Here is a 15,947-nt window from a genome sequence, read left to right as displayed (position 1 = left end):
CGGCTCCTTATTTATTGCCACTCATAAGGAGTAGCTTGATACACATAGTAATTGAGCCAATTCGAAAAAAGCAAATGAGCGTGCGAGCGCCAATAATTAAGCGGCTGCTCGTCAGGGTCATTGTTGGGAAAGTAATGAGCCGGTATGCGTACCGACAGTCCTTTGTTCAGATCGCGTTCGTATTCTTCTTTAAGCGTGACAGTATCGTATTCTAAGTGTCCGGTAGCCATGATATGCTTGCCGTCTTTGCTCATCATCAGAAACGGTCCGGCTTCAGGTGAGACCGCAAGCATTTGTATATCAGGGTGGGCATCAACCTCAGCTTGCGAGATATTTGTAAAGCGCGAGTGCGGAGCGATGAAGGCATCGTCGAACCCGCGCAAGAGTTCAATATTATGCTCGCCGTTAAAAATCCGGTGACTGAATATACCTGAACACTTTTCCTCGAGCGGAAATTTATCGACACCATAGTGATGATAGAGCGCAGCTTGCGCACCCCAGCAAATGTGCATGATCGAGGTGACGTGCTCTTCGGCCCAATCCATAATTTCCGTCAATTCGTCCCAGTATTGAACATCTTCGAACTGCAGATGTTCAATCGGTGCTCCGGTAATGATCATGCCGTCAAATTTTCGTTCCTCTATTTCGGCGAAAGTTTTGTAAAAATCCTCCATGTGTGAAGGATTGACGTTTTTCGGCTGGTACGTGACGGTCTTTAAAAATGTAATGTTCAGCTGCAAAGGTGTGTTTCCTAACAGGCGCAGCAAATGCCCTTCCGTTTTTTCTTTATCGGGCATTAAATTAAGAATGACGATATTCAGCGGACGGATATCTTGCGTATGCGCGCGCTCGTCATCCATCACAAAAATATTTTCTTTTTCCAAAACCTGCCGAGCCGGCAGTTCTTTTGGTATATTGATCGGCATAGCTGAACCTCCGTAATAAACAATCGTTAGAATTTTCGATAAATATCATTATAACAGCTGCGGGGAAAAGTACAAACGAATATGCCGTGATTTGCATGGAAGAATCGAATGTGAGAAAATGAACAGAGGTATAGACGACTGTTGAACAGATGAACGAAAAGGGAGATAGAAGAAATGGAACGAAAAGCGATTTTTTTTGATATCGACGGAACACTGTTAAATCATGAGAAAGAACTGCCGGAGAAAACAGAAAAAGCCGTTCGGACATTGCAGGAAGAAGGACATTTCGTCGGAATTGCGACAGGACGGGGCCCGTTTATGTTCAAAGATCTGCGCAAAACGCTCGGTATTGATACGTTCGTCAGTTTTAACGGCCAGTACGTTGAGTCACAAGGAGAAGTTGTTTTAAAAAACCGTCTTGATCCTGACGTACTGGAAGATATGACGGCGTTTGCCGAAAAGACCGGCCACCCGCTTGTCTATATGGATCAGCACGGCATGCGCGCTAACCGCGAGGAAGATTTGTTCATCCAGGAAGCGATGGCGTCGCTCGAGTTCGCTCATCCTCCCTACGATCCGGCGTACCGGCATGGACGGGATATTTTTCAGACGCTGCTTTTTTGCCGCGAACAGGAAGAAGATCCGTATAAATCAACCTTCAATGATTTCGATTTCATACGCTGGCATCCTGTCTCCACGGACGTGCTGCCAATGGGAGGGTCGAAGGCGAAAGGGATCGAAGCGGTCGCCCGTCACTTAAATATCGATCATGAAGATATCTATGTGTTTGGCGACGGACCGAATGATGTCGAGATGCTGTCGTTTACCGATAAGAGCGTTGCGATGGGCAATAGTGTTGAACAGACGAAACAGGCCGCCTCGTTTGTAACGAAAGATGTCGATGACGGCGGAATTGTCCACGGTTTAAAACACTTTGGTCTGTTGTAAACTGAAAAGATCGTAAAAAGAGGATGTCACATGAACTGTGGCATCCTCTTTTAAACGCTCTGTTAAGTTTGCGGCGCTTCCAGCGGTACGGTTCGCACGCCTTGCCGGTCCGGTTTTACTTCTTCGACAGTGTGATCTGGAAAGGTATGATTGAGAGCTGTGAGAACTTCTTTTTCCTCGCCGGCGGGCATGACAAAAAGCATGATCGGCCCCGCTCCGCTCAGGGTCACACCGTGAACAGGCACCCCGGCAGCAGCGTCTTCCGCTTTTTTCCACTCCGGAATATGCGCGATCCGGTACGGCCGGTGAAAATGATCTTCTGCCATCATTTTTCCGGCAAGGGCCCAGTCGTTACGAAGAATCGCTGCCACGAGCACATTGCTTACACTGCTCGCTTGAACGGCCTCTGCGTGGGACATCGTCTCAGGCAAGGTGCCTCGCGAAGAAGATGTGCTCACCTCGTACGAAGGAATGACCGCGATAAAGGATGCTTCCGGTATGCCGGCTTTGATGATATCGGTTGAATCAGACCGGTGGCTTCCAATAATCAGTCCGCCGCATACCGAAGGGGCGACGTTGTCGGGGTGCCCTTCACGGATGCTCGCAAACCGTGTTTTTTCCTCGTCGGTAAGCGCCAGGTTTAACAGCTGATCAGCCAGTTCAATACCTGCAACGATGGCGGACGCGCTGCTCCCGAAGCCGCGGGAAAGAGGGATGGTGCTTTCCATTTCGACCCGGGCCCCTTGGGGCAGAGTTTTACCGTATTCACCGGCAATCCACTCGGCAATCGTGTAAATCAAATTTGACTCATCATGCGGGATTCCGGCTAATTCCCCGGACAGCGGCTTAAAATGCCACGTATCGGCAGGTGTAACCGACAGCGTTAAATATCGGTTTACCGCCATGCCGACCGAATCAAACCCCGGTCCAAAATTCGCCGTGCTTCCCGGAACAATGATCGTGAACGGCTGAAAGGCAGTCATGAGCCGACCCGTCCCAACAAATGATCAAAAACCGTTTGTTCATCGTTCGGCAACGCTGTCGGCTGCACGAGCGCGGTATTAATCGCCGTATCCGGATCTTTTAACCCGTTGCCGGTCAGTACGGAAACAACGCGAGAACCGGGATTGATTTCGCCCGAGTTCAGCTGTTTGATCAAACCGGCGATCGACGCGGCGGAAGCCGGTTCAGCAAAGACTCCTTCTTCACGGGCGAGCATTTTATACGCATCGATAATTTCTTCATCGCTCACGTAATCAATTTTGCCGCCGGATTCATCCGCCGCGGCAACCGCATGGTTCCAGCTCGCCGGGTTGCCGATGCGAATCGCTGTTGCGACCGTTTCGGGATCGGCAATTTTTTGATTCATCGCGATCGAAGCAGCCCCTTGTGCTTCAAAGCCGCGCATTTCCGGGAGGCCGGTCGCTTTCGCATCATTGTATTCTTTAAATCCTTTCCAATAGGCGGTGATGTTACCGGCATTTCCGACCGGGATCGTCAACACATCCGGCGCTTTTTCCATTGCATCGACGACTTCAAACGCGGCCGTTTTTTGTCCGTCAATCCGGTGCGGGTTCACGGAGTTGACGAGCGTAATCGGCGCTTCGTGTTCTAAGTTCCGCACCATTTGCAGCGCATGGTCGAAATTGCCTTCGATGCTGACGATTTCTGCGCCATAGACAACTGCTTGAGCCAGCTTGCCCATCGCGATTTTTCCTTCGGGAATAATGACGAAACAGCGCAAACCGGCTTGGGCTGCATAAGCAGCCGCTGCGGCAGATGTGTTTCCCGTCGACGCGCACATGATCGCTTTGCTGCCGGCTTCTTTCGCTTTTGCAACAGCCATGACCATGCCGCGGTCTTTAAACGACCCGGTCGGATTGGCACCGTCGTATTTCACATGCAAATCGACACCGAGTTTCGCCGACAAACGCTTCATCGGCAGAAGAGGCGTGTTGCCTTCCTGTAAAGACAGAAGCGGCGTTTTTTCAGTAATCGGCAAAAAAGCTCCGTATTCTTCTAACAGTCCTCGCCACATTACTTGATTTCTCCTTCCACGCGGTAACTGCTCTTAACTTCAACAATTTCATCCGCTTCATTCAATTTCTCCAGCACGTCATCGTACGTTTTACGCGAAACGCTGTGCGTGACAACGATAATTTCAGCCAATTTCCCTTCGTTTAACGGCACTTGCAAAATCTTTTCGAGGCTGACGCCGTGCTGGCTGAACAGCGCCGTCAAGCTGGCAAATGTTCCCGGCAAGTCTTTGGCATGAATCCGCATTAAATATTTCGTATCAATATTTTCATCGGCTTTGAGCTTTTTGTCAAACTGCGGCAAAACTAAACTGTTCCCGCTCACGCCGAGGCGCTTATTTTTCAGCACATTGACGAGGTCGGAGACAATCGCTGTGGCGGTCGGAAGCTTGCCGGCGCCCGGGCCGTAAAACATCGTTTCGCCGACGGCCTCGCCGTAGACGTAAACGGCGTTAAACTCGTCGTCGACCGAAGCGAGCGGATGATCGCTCGGTACGAGCGCCGGCTCGACGCTCACCTCAACTTCATCGTTATCGCGGCTTGCCAGACCTATCAGTTTCATCGTATAGCCGAGCTGCTTGGCGTATTGGATATCCTCGCTTGTGACATTGCGAATGCCGGTCATTTTTACGTCGGAAAGATCGAGGTTCATCGAAAAGCCGAGCGTACCGAGGATCGAGATCTTCCGGGCAGCATCAAGGCCGTCGACATCGGAAGACGGATCGGCTTCTGCATACCCTAATGCTTGCGCTTCTTTTAATACTTCCTCGTAGAGGCGGCCTTCTTTCGTCATTTTCGTCAAAATGTAGTTAGTCGTGCCGTTGACGATTCCCATCATTTTTGTAATACGGTCTGATGCCAACCCTTCGACCAACGTGCGCAAAATCGGAATGCCGCCGGCAACACTGGCTTCATAATACAAATCGCAGCTGTTCGCATCGGCAACATCGAGAAGTTCAGAGCCGTATTCAGCCATGACATCCTTGTTCGCGGTGACGACGTTTTTCCCGTTCTCAAGCGCCTGGCGAATATAAAGGCGGGCCTCTTCCATCCCGCCCATCACTTCAACGACCGCATCGATTTCCGGATCTTTTAAAATCTCATCAGCATCTGTTGTCAGCTGCTCTTGTGTATACGAGCCGGGACGTTCTTTTTCCAAGTCATTGACGAGAATTTTTTTAACAGTGACTCCACAGCCAATCTGGTGGTAAAGCTTATCTTGATGTTCCTGAATGATTTGCAAAACTCCCGATCCGACTGTCCCGAACCCGAGTAATCCGATGTTCATAGCTTGTTGCATGGTAAACACTCCTGACTGACGTCTTTTTTTCGTGTACGTTTGTGTTTGTCTAAAAGACATTATAGACGCAATGACCGTCAACTTCAACCGATATGGCAAAATAGCCGCGGTTATCACCGTATTGTTGAAATTGAGATCGATTTCAAAGTCTGATAATGTAGCAGTAAGCATAAAGACATATATAAAGGTGACAGCGATGAACGAACATTATAAAACACTCGAGCGGCAAACGAAAGAGATTACAGATCGCTGGCGGAAAAAACAAGCGGTTCTTGAAAGCGAACTGCATCGTTTTTTTTACCGGTTGAAGGGGACTGCGCAAGTGACCGGGTTAACAGATTGGTATGAGTGGGCGAGCGATACATTGGCGCACTTAAATGAGGAAAGTACGCGGATGTGGGAAGAAAGTGAATGGAAACGCCTTTTTACAGCTTATTCCCCGCTGAGTGTCCAAGCGTCCGCAGAAGAAATGAGTGAAAACAAAAAAGCGGCGGCAGGAAATGCATCCCCCCAGTTCGTTCTCGTGATCAGCACCGACATGGATCATATCGTCAGCCGCAGAAACCTTTTAGAAGCGAGCGGTTTTCAAGTGATCGCCGCCTTTGATTTAAAACGCGGACTGAAGCAGCTGTATGACACGCTGCCATCCGTTGTGCTTATCGATGATTCTCTTCTATTCAGCCCGGACGAAGAAATGCGTCAACAGCTGCTCGAAAAAACGGCAACCGATTTTATTCCGGTGATCGTCACCGCAAAAGACCTGAATCCGGCCGACGCGAAAAACGTCTACGCGTCGGGTGTGATGGATTATATTCCCGCTGATAAAAACAGTGAAGAAATCAGCGCGCTGATCTCTAACCGCGCCCGTTTTTGCGACTACGTCAACCGCGCGGTTTTAAAAGACGAACTGACGGGGGCATACAACCGGCGGTTTTTAAACCGGGAACTTTCCTACCGCCTGCAGCGGATACGCGAGAACGAACACGCCGGGTTGGCCGTAGCCTTGATCGATCTCGACCATTTCAAGCAGGTGAATGACCTTCACGGACACGCCAAAGGTGATGAAGTGTTACAGGCGTTTGTTCAAGAGTGCGGAACTGTTGCTGAAAATGAAGATATTCTTTGCCGCTACGGAGGAGAAGAATTTGCCTTTATCTTCAATCGTCCGTCAGTTAAGGAAGCCAAACTGAAACTTTCTGCGCTTCGTGTTCGTCTAAATGAACGATTGATTGATTCTCGTTCAGATCATTCTGTTCCGATTCAATTTTCAGCCGGTATTCGTGTGATCGCTGCTGATGAAGAAACTCGGCACGTCGATGAACTGATCAGTGGAGCCGACGATGCTTTGTACAAAGCGAAAATGTCCGGGCGCAATCAAGACTGTTTGTTCACACATGACATGAATAAATCAGCGGCTCAACCGGCGGTCACGTTTATCGTTGTCGATGACGATCCGATCGTCCGCGAGATGATTCGCCGGCAAGTCCGGCAAGAGCCGCTTATTGGGGGGTGTGAATTTGACTTTAAAACATACAGTGACGGGCGGACATTTTTACACGAAGATTGGTACGATCCAGAGCGCTATTATGTCATCGTATTGGACCGAATTATGCCGCATATGGACGGCTTAGAAGTATTAAAGCATATCCGGGCAGACGCACCGGCCAAACGGATGATTGTTACGATGCTCACGTCCCGTCAAAACGAGAACGAAATCGAAACGGCATTAAAGCTGGGCGCGGACGATTATCTCGCAAAGCCGTTTAATGCAGCCCAGCTCTTTTTGCGGTTAAACCGGTTAGCGGAAAGGATGTTTGTCAGATGACGATTGAATTGGCTGTGTGGACGGTTATGGTATTGCTCGTGATTCAGACAGGTTTGCTCGTGAGCATGACAATCAGTAAATGGCGGTTGATCGGCAAATCACAACGCCTTGCTGAAAACCGCGCAGAACTGCTTCCCGCTTTTATGGATTATATCAGCAATGAGACCACCTATTTACCGAGACTTCCGGCGGATCGGCATGTGAAAAGAGACGTCACAGAATGGATTCTTGAAGAATTATCTGATCGCACCTCGAATGAACAGGAAAGAAACAGAATCAAACAGGCGGCAGAGGAGCTGTTGGCAGCCGACTACGAACAGGTATTAAACCGCGGGGATTGGTCAGCGCGGGTAAATGCGCTGTATTTTATAGAAGATTTTCGGATGAATTCGCTCCGGGACGCGGTTTACGCACGGTATCAAATCGTCTTGAATCATGACGATGAGGAAACGCGCCAATGTTTACGGACGATGGCGGCTTTGCAGGATGATCGCGCGGTGGCGGAAATCTGTGCGCGCACTGACTTGTCCGTTCAGCTCATAAAAGATCTGTTAAATCGTGTTCAAACAGATCAATTGGCCGCTTGTTTAACGGAGGAGCGTTTGGAGCAGCTGCCCGAAAAGACATTAGCAACGGTGCTCGCATATTACGGGGAAACCGGTGCAACAAGATTTTTACCGACCGTTGAAAAATACTTGACGGATGCCCGAAAAGAAGTGCGGCTGAAAGCATTAAAAAGTTTGGTCCACTATCAATATATATCTGATCCGAAAAAGTTGGCGCCTTTTTTTAACTCAGACTATTGGGAAGAGCGGATGTACGCGGCGAAAGTGACTGGCGCAGCCATCATTAATGAGCATGCAGACAAGGTGACTTCGCTGATGGAAGACCCGGTTTGGTGGGTTCGCTACGCAGCGGCGGAAGCGGTAAAATCACTGGATCACGGGCAAGAGACGCTTAACGAAATTGCCGCAGCAAGCACGGATCCGTTTGCGAGAGATATGGCCAACCGTATGCTGACGATGAAAGGGTGAGGCATTAAAATGGAAAACTGGCTGATGTATGCCGCTGAAGCTGCTGTCTGGTTCGTTGTTGCTTATATGATTGCCGTCTCGCTATTGTACGTTGGCTTATTTTTAACGGCCGTGCCAAAGATCCGCCGGGAGAGAAAATTAAACCGCAAGGAACAGATTGAAGAACTGTCGTTTCATAAAGATACGTATCCGCTGTCGATTCTTGTGCCTGCTTATAATGAAGAAGTCGGGATCACGACTTCGATTCGCTCTTTGCTATCGGTTCATTATCCGGAGTACGAAGTGATTGTCATCAATGACGGTTCAAAGGATGCGACGGCTGAAAAAGTTATTCACGAGTTTGCGATGACAAAAGTGACTTACTCAGTACGAAAGCACATGACTACTGAAGCGGTGACCGCTGTTTATCAATCGGAGCTGTTTCCGCAGTTATTTTTGCTCGAAAAAGAGAACGGGGGAAAAGCGGATGCTTTAAACGCCGGAATTAATTTCTCCCGCTATCCGTATTTTGCTGCGATTGATGCGGATTCCGTGTTGGAAGAAGATGCGTTGCTTAAAACGATGAAGCCGATTATCGACTCTAACGGAAAAGTCACCGTCACCGGCGGAACGGTTCGCATCGCGAACGGCTGTGAGATTGACGGCAGCGTGATCAAACGGATTTCGCTGCCGAAAAAACCGCTGGAAATTATGCAGATCATTGAATACTTTCGCGGCTTTTTGATCGGTCGCCTCGGATTCAGCCGGGCGAATATGCTTTTGATTGTGTCGGGCGCTTTCGGCGTCTTCGAAAAAAGCCGCGTCATTCAAGTCGGCGGTTACGATACGGGCACGGTCGGCGAGGATATGGAATTAATCGTCCGTATTCACCGGTCGCTTCGGGATGAACAATCATCTCAGCGAATCGAGTATATCCAAGACCCTGTCTGTTGGACGGAAGCCCCCTCATCGGCTAAAGTGCTGCGCGCACAGCGTGTTCGCTGGCAGCGCGGGTTGGCGGAAACGCTGTTTAAGCACAAAAAAATGATCTTTAACCCGGCTTACGGGCGGCTCGGGATGATCTCGATGCCGTATTATTTGTTTGTCGAACTGTTAAGCGCTGTGTTTGAACTGCTCGGTTATGTGATTATTTTGTTCGGGATTTTTTACTTTGCCGAAACGAATACGGAACTGATTGTGATGATCTTTTTTGCGACAGTATTGTACGGATCGCTTCTCTCCTCATTTGCTGTACTGCTCGAGGAATGGACCTATCATAAATACGAGGATATTAAAAGTTTATATGTTCTTTATCTTTGCGCGTTAACGGAATCATTTTGGTACCGGCCGCTCACGGTTTTTTACCGCATAAACGGGCTAATCGCCTTTTTTAAAAAATCACCTGCCTGGGGAGATATGCAGCGCAGAGGTTTAGCCGGCAAAGAACTGAAAAGGGAAGAGTGACTTGAATAAATCTCCGGGCTCGATAAGCTTTTTTGTTGTTTTCAATCCGTTTGAAATCCGGTATGATGTGAGAAGTGAATAGAACGGAGTGAGCTATATGCAGATAAAGACAGTACGAGTGAAAGAAGACCATGCGAAAGATTTGGCAAACGGGCGGATGCTGCTCTTGCAAGACGAAGTGACGAACCCTGAGGACCTCGGTGAGGAAGGGGATATTTTACGGGTCGTGTCTGAAAGCGGAACGTATGTCGGCAAAGGCTATTACGGCCGGCAAAATAAAGGGATCGGCTGGCTTTTGACCCGTCAGGCAGATACAGACATCAACCAGTCGTTTTTCGATCATCTGATCGGCAAAGCGATCGGCTTGCGCGCGCCGTTTTATCAAGATGAGTCAACCGACGCGTTTCGCCTCTTTAACGGAGAAGGGGACGGGATCGGCGGATTAGTCGTCGATTATTACGCCGGCAATCTTGCGGTCCATTGGTACAGTGAAGGCATCTATCAGTTAAAGCCAATGATTCTCGACAGCTTAATTCGGATGACCGGCGCCGTAAGCATATACGAAAAACGGCGTTTTGCAACGGACGGCCAATATGTTGAAGGCGACGATTATGTATGGGGCGAGCGTCAAGAATTCCCGCTGATCGTCCGCGAAAACGGCGTGAACATTGCCGTTGATTTAAATGACGGGGCGATGACCGGCGTCTTTCTCGATCAGCGTGATGTAAGAAAAGCGGTTATGGACCACTATGCACAAGGACAGACGGTCTTAAATACCTTCAGTTATACGGGGGTATTTTCGGTCTTTGCTTCTCTTGGCGGGGCATCGACGACGACCAGTGTTGATGTCGCAGCGCGGAGCAAAGACAAAACGATCGAACAGTTTGCGATGAACGGAATTGACCCCGACGATCATCATTTGATTGTTCAAGACGTGTTTGATTATATGACGTATGCACGTAAGAAAGGGCTGCGTTACGGAATGGTTATATTAGACCCGCCGAGTTTTGCCCGGGCGAAAAAGCGGACGTTCAGCGCTGCAAAAGACTACGGCAAACTCGTCGGCGAGGCGCTTGAGCTGACCGAAGAAAACGGCATTATCGTTGCATCGACGAATCACGGGAAGATTTCGCCGAAAAAATTCCGCCGGTTTGTCGATGAAGCGTTTCAAGAAGCAGGGATCCGCTATGAGGTGCTTGAGACATTTTCCTTGCCTGACGATTTCCGTTATAATAAACAAGATTTGCAGAGCAATTACTTGAAAGTGTTGATTATCCGCCGGAAAGACTGAACTGATTGCCGGCGGCAGCCGTGTTTACCATTTTTCAATAAAGAAAGGTGAGGCCGATGACTGAACAGGAAAGTTCATCGAATTTTATCAAACATATTGTCAAAGAAGATATGAAAAACGGACGCTACGATGAAGTCGTTACCCGTTTTCCGCCGGAACCGAACGGTTATTTGCATATCGGACACGCGAAATCGATCGTGTTAAACTTTGAGCTGGCGGAGGAATTTGGCGGCAGAACGAACCTTCGTTTTGATGATACGAATCCGCTGAAAGAAGATGAAGAATTTATCGCATCGATCAAAGAGGACATCGAGTGGCTCGGTTACGAGTGGAGTGAACTGCGGTTTGCGTCCGATTATTTTGATGAAATGTACCGCCAGGCGGTGCGTTTAATTGAACAGGGCAAAGCGTACGTTGAAGATCTTTCACAAGAGGAAATCCGCGCTTATCGCGGCACGCTGAAAGAGGCTGGAACAGAAAGCCCATCCCGGAGCCGGACGGTCGAAGAAAATCTCCAGCTGTTTGAAAAAATGAAGCTCGGGGAGTTTGCCACCGGTGAAAAGGTGCTGCGGGCAAAGATTGATATGGCATCGCCGAACATTAATATGCGCGATCCGGTCATATACCGGATCCAGCATGCCACGCATCATAACACGGGTGATACGTGGTGCATTTATCCGATGTACACGTTTGCCCATCCGCTCGAAGATGCGATTGAAGGTGTGACGCATTCGATTTGTACGCTGGAATTTGAAGATCAGCGTCCGTTTTACGAATGGGTGATTGAGCAAACCGATATTGCTGCCGAGCCGAAACAAATTGAATTCGCCCGTTTGAATTTGACAAACACGGTGATGAGCAAGCGCAAGCTCAAACAGCTGATCGATGAAGATTACGCCGACGGCTGGGATGACCCGCGGATGCCGACGATCTCCGGGTTGCGCCGCCGCGGGTATACCCCTGAAGCGATCAAAGCGTTCTGCCGGGAGATCGGGGTCGCGAAATCGGATAATCTCGTCGACGTCCGCATGCTCGAACATTTTGTCCGCGAAGACTTGAAGTTAAAAGCGCCGCGGACGATGGCTGTATTAAAACCGCTGAAAGTCGTGATTACAAACTGGCCGGAAGGTGAGATCGAATGGCTTGATGCGGAAATCAATCCGGAAAACCCGGAAATGGGAACGCGCAAAATTCCGTTTTCGCGGGAGATTTATATTGAGCAGAGCGATTTCATGGAAGATCCGCCGAAGAAGTACTTCCGCCTCTTTCCGGACAATGAAGTCCGCTTAAAGCACGCGTATTTCATTCATTGCCATGACTATGTCAAAGATGAAAACGGCGATGTAACCGAAATTCACTGCACATACGATCCGGAAACGAAGAGCGGCAGCGGCTTTACCGGCCGCAAAGTAAAGGGAACGCTTCATTTTGTCGAAGCATCACAGGCAAAAGCCGCCGAATTCCGTCTGTACAACCGGCTGATTGATGATGAAAAAAGCGGCGACGACTTCCTCGATTTCGTTAATCCCGATTCACTCGAGGTGACCGATGGATTTATCGAACCGAACATGGCGGATGTGAAGCCGCATGACAAGTTTCAGTTTTTCCGCCACGGTTACTTTAACGTCGATCCGTACATTTCCAACAAAGATAAACCGGTTTTTAACCGGATTGTCGAACTGAAAAGCTCATTTAAACTGTAAAAGAGAGCATAACAAAGCCCTTCTCACTTTCCGGTGAGAAGGGTTTTTAAGTGTTGACATAGTCTGACGTCAACTTGTTTAGAGACCGGATGACGACGCATCGTCCGGCTTATATCCTGCGGGCGAGCGCCGCGTCGCCGCTTCCTCCGACGCCTCCGGGAAAGCAAGGAGGCTGCTGAAAAAGTGCTGGATAATCGAAGTCGGTGTTTATTTATAAGCCATATAGAATGCAGAATATTTTGAGCCCTGCACAAACTCGCTTGCCGCGGGCAACGCCTAAGCCTCCTCAGAAGCGAAACCGCTTCTTGCGGGGTCTTCTGCTCCTGCGGTTACTCGTCGCAAATACATTGGCAGTTGCTTTTCCCGCAGGCGTCGAGTTTGCTCCGGTCTCATAACACCTCTCAATCTATAAGAAAGAATAAATATGCAGGCATCCAATTGATCATCAACTTTTTCAGCAGCCTCGAAAGCAAGCGACGAAGATCCGCATTCGGCGGTCTCAGACCGCCGAATGCTAGCTGAGTCCTTGCCCGGGGCAAGCGGAGGTTAGCGGCTTCGCGGCTTACGTCAAAATAACCGTTCGTCTACAGTTTAAAAGCCCTTCTCACCTTAGCGTGAGAAGGGCTTTGCTGCGGTTAGTGTTCTTCGAGTGCTTCGATGACTTTGTCGGCGGTACTTTGACTGGACATCGGATTCTGCCCGGTGACGAGATTGCCGTCGCGGACGGAGAAATCACTCCAGTTGTCGCCGCGGACAAACTCGGCGCCGCGTTCTTTCAACGTCGATTCGAGTAAAAACGGAACGGCATGATCGAGCTGCATTTCCCGCTCTTCGTCGTCAGTAAACGCATTGACTTTTTTCCCTTTAACAAGCGGAGTGCCGTCGTCGAGCGTGACGTTAATTAAGCTCGCCGGCCCGTGACAGACAGAACCGATCACCGCGCCATTGTCCGCCTGCTTGGCGATTAAACGCTGCAAGATCGAATGATCAGGGAAATCAAACACCGTGCCGTGGCCGCCGGGAAGGAATACGGCGTCGTATTCAGCTTCTGCGTGTTCTTCGCCGAGCTTTTCTGTATTGGTTAAAAGTGCTTGCGCTTCTTGCCATTCAGGGTGTTCCTCTTCAGGAAGACTGTTTGAATCAAGCGGAACTTGCCCGCCTTCAATACTGGCGACGGTAACGTTGTACCCTTGTTTAATGAAGCTGGCGTAAGGAGCGGCGTATTCTTCGAGCCATAAACCGGTTGATTTATTTTCCGTTAATGTCATGTGGCTTGTCAGGACCATCAGGATATTTTTACTCATTATCGATCGTGCCTCCTCAATCAATTTTCTTCACAGAACACCGATACCCTTGGATGAAAAAGTGCAAACATCAGTCGCTTAACGCAAAACGCACAGCCTCGCCGGCGTGCATTTTTGTTGTGTCAAACAGCGGAACGGCAAGATCGGACTGCTTTAAAAGCATCGAAAGCTCCGTGCATCCGAGCAAGACGCCTTCTGAGCCGTCATTGACGAGCGAATGAATCACATCGAGCAAATAATCGCGGGAAGCATTTTCGGTAATACCGAGACACAGCTCATCAAATATGATGTTATGAACCCGTTCTCTCGCCATCGTATCAGGGATAACCGTTTCAATCCCGTGTGACGCGAGCCTGTCCCGATAAAAGCGCTGTTCCATTGTAAACGACGTGCCGAGAAGAACGATATTGGTCAACCCGTGCCGGGTAATATGGTTACTAGCGGCATCGGCGATGTGCAAGAGCGGGATCGAGACGGCCTTTTCGACCTGATCGGCGACGACATGCATCGTATTTGTGCATAACATGACAGCCTCAGCTCCGGATTGTTCAAGTTTTTGCGCTTCGGCTGCTAAAAACGCAGCAGCTTTGTCCCAATCTCCGTTATGCTGCATGTCGGCAAGCGGCTGAAAATCAACCGAGGATATCAGACACGGAAGCGAATGCAGTCCCCCAAGCTGTTTTTGAACCATTTCGTTTACCCAGCGATAGTACGCCATCGTCGACTCCCAGCTCATCCCGCCGACCATTCCAATCGTTTTCATAAGGCTCCCTCCTTTCGCTTAAAAGCGTGCGGAAAACTCGCGGTGAATGTTAGCTCGGAGTTCAGGATCGTTCAGGATCTGAGCTCCTGTTAATGCGAGCGCCTTCGCACCGATAATCATTCCTTCAAAACCTTGCTCGCTTAATGCAGCGGTCCGAAATTCAGCAGTGTGCGGCTGAACGGCGTCTTGACTGATTTGAATATACGGATGGATCGCCGGACAGCGCTGACTGACGTTGCCCATATCCAAAGAACCGCCGCCGCTGTCTTGTTCTTGAATGTGTTTTTCAGCAATTCCGAGCGATACGAGTTGTTCAGTAAACAATGCTGATAATCGGCCGTTTGTGATCATGTTGTCGTACGAATATTCATAATAACTCACGTCAAGCCGCGCCCCGGAAGCCAGTGCAGCACCTTCTGCCGCGTTGATTAACTTAGCTGCTGCATCATTGCACGTTTCACGAGCGGCAGCGCGGACGTAAAACTTTGCAGCTGCATAGTCGGGAACGATATTCGGCGCTTGACCGCCTGCAGAAATAATCCCGTGAATTTTAACATCACCACGCAAATGTTCTCTGCGCGCATTAATGGAATTGAATGTTTGCAGTACAGCATCGAGCGCATTGATGCCGTGTTCCGGCGCAGCGGCAGCATGGGCACTCTTGCCGTGAAATGACAGCTGAATCGCATCCATCGCCAAGGAAGAACCGCTCTTCACATACGCGTCCGCCGGGTGTGCCATCAATGCGGCATCGAGCCCGTCAAACATCCCGGCATCAGCCATCGTCACTTTTGCTCCATTTGTTTCTTCCGCCGGTGTGCCGAACGCGTGAATCGTTCCCCCGGCTTGATCAGCGGCCCGTTTAAGCCCGATCGCCGCAGCAACACCCTGCGTGCCAATAAGATTATGGCCGCACGCGTGGCCGAGATCCGGGAGCGCATCATATTCGCACATCAAACCGATATGCCCGCCTTCTTTTCCGCTTTCATAAACGGCGTGAAACGCTGTCGGGATTCCCGCGGCAGCTCTTTCGACGCTAAATCCGTGCGCTTCCAATGTTTCCGTTAGCGTCTTGCTGGCAAAAACCTCGTCGCCGCCAAGCTCCGGGCGGTTGCCAATATCTTGACTGATCGCCTTCCAGGCAGAGCGGTGGGTATCGATCGTTTCAATAATTTGTTCTTTCATCAACAAATCCTCCTGTAATTTTTGCGTTTCGCTTTTGTTTTCAATGTATCGCACCGTTCGTGAAAGGGCAAGGAAGAGATTGTGACTGAATGGGTAATAAGTCCTTTTTGTTTTACACGAGCAGGATATTTCCAAAATAAGAGCAAAGTTTACAAATAGAAGTATGCGTGAACGAAGGAGGGATTCATT

Annotated in this window: 13 protein-coding genes; 6 read left to right on the top strand and 7 right to left on the bottom strand. The window is 49.5% G+C overall.

Annotated elements, in window-relative coordinates:
• Window positions 1–11: 11 nt before the first annotated feature.
• Window positions 12–926, bottom strand: coding sequence for a homoserine O-acetyltransferase MetA (gene metA / locus EDD67_RS02585; protein WP_121440448.1), 915 nt, complete (start codon window positions 924–926; stop codon window positions 12–14).
• Between the two features lie 174 nt (window positions 927–1,100).
• Here metA and EDD67_RS02580 point away from each other — a divergent pair, with 174 nt between their 5' ends.
• Window positions 1,101–1,874 carry a Cof-type HAD-IIB family hydrolase gene (locus EDD67_RS02580; protein WP_121440447.1) on the top strand — a complete coding sequence of 258 codons (774 nt, stop codon included), beginning with the start codon at window positions 1,101–1,103 and terminating at the stop codon, window positions 1,872–1,874.
• Between the two features lie 62 nt (window positions 1,875–1,936).
• Here the strand turns inward: EDD67_RS02580 and thrB are convergent, their stop codons facing one another.
• Genes thrB through EDD67_RS02565 form a run of 3 tightly spaced genes read right to left on the bottom strand, consistent with a single transcriptional unit; the run spans window position 1,937 to window position 5,210 of the window.
• A complete protein-coding gene (thrB, locus tag EDD67_RS02575) occupies window positions 1,937–2,857 on the bottom strand; it encodes a homoserine kinase (protein ID WP_121440446.1) in 921 nt (306 codons plus the stop codon).
• Window positions 2,854–3,912 (bottom strand): threonine synthase, encoded by a 1,059-nt coding sequence (gene thrC, locus EDD67_RS02570; RefSeq protein WP_121440445.1) that lies wholly within the window; start codon window positions 3,910–3,912, stop codon window positions 2,854–2,856. Before thrC ends, thrB begins: the two co-directional genes overlap by 4 nt.
• Entirely contained in the window at window positions 3,912–5,210 is a 1,299-nt protein-coding gene (locus EDD67_RS02565) for a homoserine dehydrogenase (protein ID WP_093074475.1), read from the bottom strand. The genes thrC and EDD67_RS02565 overlap by 1 nt, the downstream gene beginning before the upstream one ends.
• A 196-nt stretch (window positions 5,211–5,406) precedes the next feature.
• Here EDD67_RS02565 and EDD67_RS02560 point away from each other — a divergent pair, with 196 nt between their 5' ends.
• From EDD67_RS02560 to EDD67_RS02540, 5 genes are all read left to right on the top strand, one after another.
• Window positions 5,407–7,035: a diguanylate cyclase domain-containing protein gene (locus tag EDD67_RS02560; protein ID WP_158638255.1), complete on the top strand. Its 1,629-nt coding sequence runs from the start codon at window positions 5,407–5,409 to the stop codon at window positions 7,033–7,035.
• Window positions 7,032–8,069: a HEAT repeat domain-containing protein gene (locus EDD67_RS02555; RefSeq protein ID WP_121440443.1), complete on the top strand. Its 1,038-nt coding sequence runs from the start codon at window positions 7,032–7,034 to the stop codon at window positions 8,067–8,069. The genes EDD67_RS02560 and EDD67_RS02555 overlap by 4 nt, the downstream gene beginning before the upstream one ends.
• A 9-nt stretch (window positions 8,070–8,078) precedes the next feature.
• Window positions 8,079–9,512, top strand: a complete 1,434-nt coding sequence (locus EDD67_RS02550) for a glycosyltransferase family 2 protein (RefSeq protein ID WP_093074481.1) — start codon at window positions 8,079–8,081, stop codon at window positions 9,510–9,512.
• A 97-nt stretch (window positions 9,513–9,609) separates the two neighbouring features.
• Window positions 9,610–10,803 (top strand): class I SAM-dependent rRNA methyltransferase, encoded by a 1,194-nt coding sequence (locus EDD67_RS02545; protein WP_121440442.1) that lies wholly within the window; start codon window positions 9,610–9,612, stop codon window positions 10,801–10,803.
• Window positions 10,804–10,859: 56 nt separating this feature from the next.
• Window positions 10,860–12,506, top strand: a complete 1,647-nt coding sequence (locus EDD67_RS02540; protein WP_121440441.1) for a glutamine--tRNA ligase/YqeY domain fusion protein — start codon at window positions 10,860–10,862, stop codon at window positions 12,504–12,506.
• A 635-nt stretch (window positions 12,507–13,141) separates the two neighbouring features.
• Here EDD67_RS02540 and EDD67_RS02535 read toward each other — a convergent pair.
• From EDD67_RS02535 to EDD67_RS02525, 3 genes are all read right to left on the bottom strand, one after another.
• A complete protein-coding gene (locus EDD67_RS02535; protein ID WP_121440440.1) occupies window positions 13,142–13,810 on the bottom strand; it encodes a type 1 glutamine amidotransferase domain-containing protein in 669 nt (222 codons plus the stop codon).
• A gap of 70 nt (window positions 13,811–13,880) precedes the next feature.
• Window positions 13,881–14,573, bottom strand: coding sequence for an aspartate/glutamate racemase family protein (locus tag EDD67_RS02530; protein WP_121440439.1), 693 nt, complete (start codon window positions 14,571–14,573; stop codon window positions 13,881–13,883).
• Between the two features lie 18 nt (window positions 14,574–14,591).
• Window positions 14,592–15,758 carry a M20 family metallopeptidase gene (locus EDD67_RS02525; protein WP_186806002.1) on the bottom strand — a complete coding sequence of 389 codons (1,167 nt, stop codon included), beginning with the start codon at window positions 15,756–15,758 and terminating at the stop codon, window positions 14,592–14,594.
• Between the last annotated feature and the right edge of the window lie 189 nt (window positions 15,759–15,947).

Origin of the sequence: Salisediminibacterium halotolerans (assembly GCF_003814815.1) — a bacterium.
GTDB lineage: Bacteria > Bacillota > Bacilli > Bacillales > Salisediminibacteriaceae > Salisediminibacterium > Salisediminibacterium halotolerans.
Note: the sequence above shows the minus strand (reverse complement) of the source record. Positions and strands in the feature narration are given on the sequence as shown.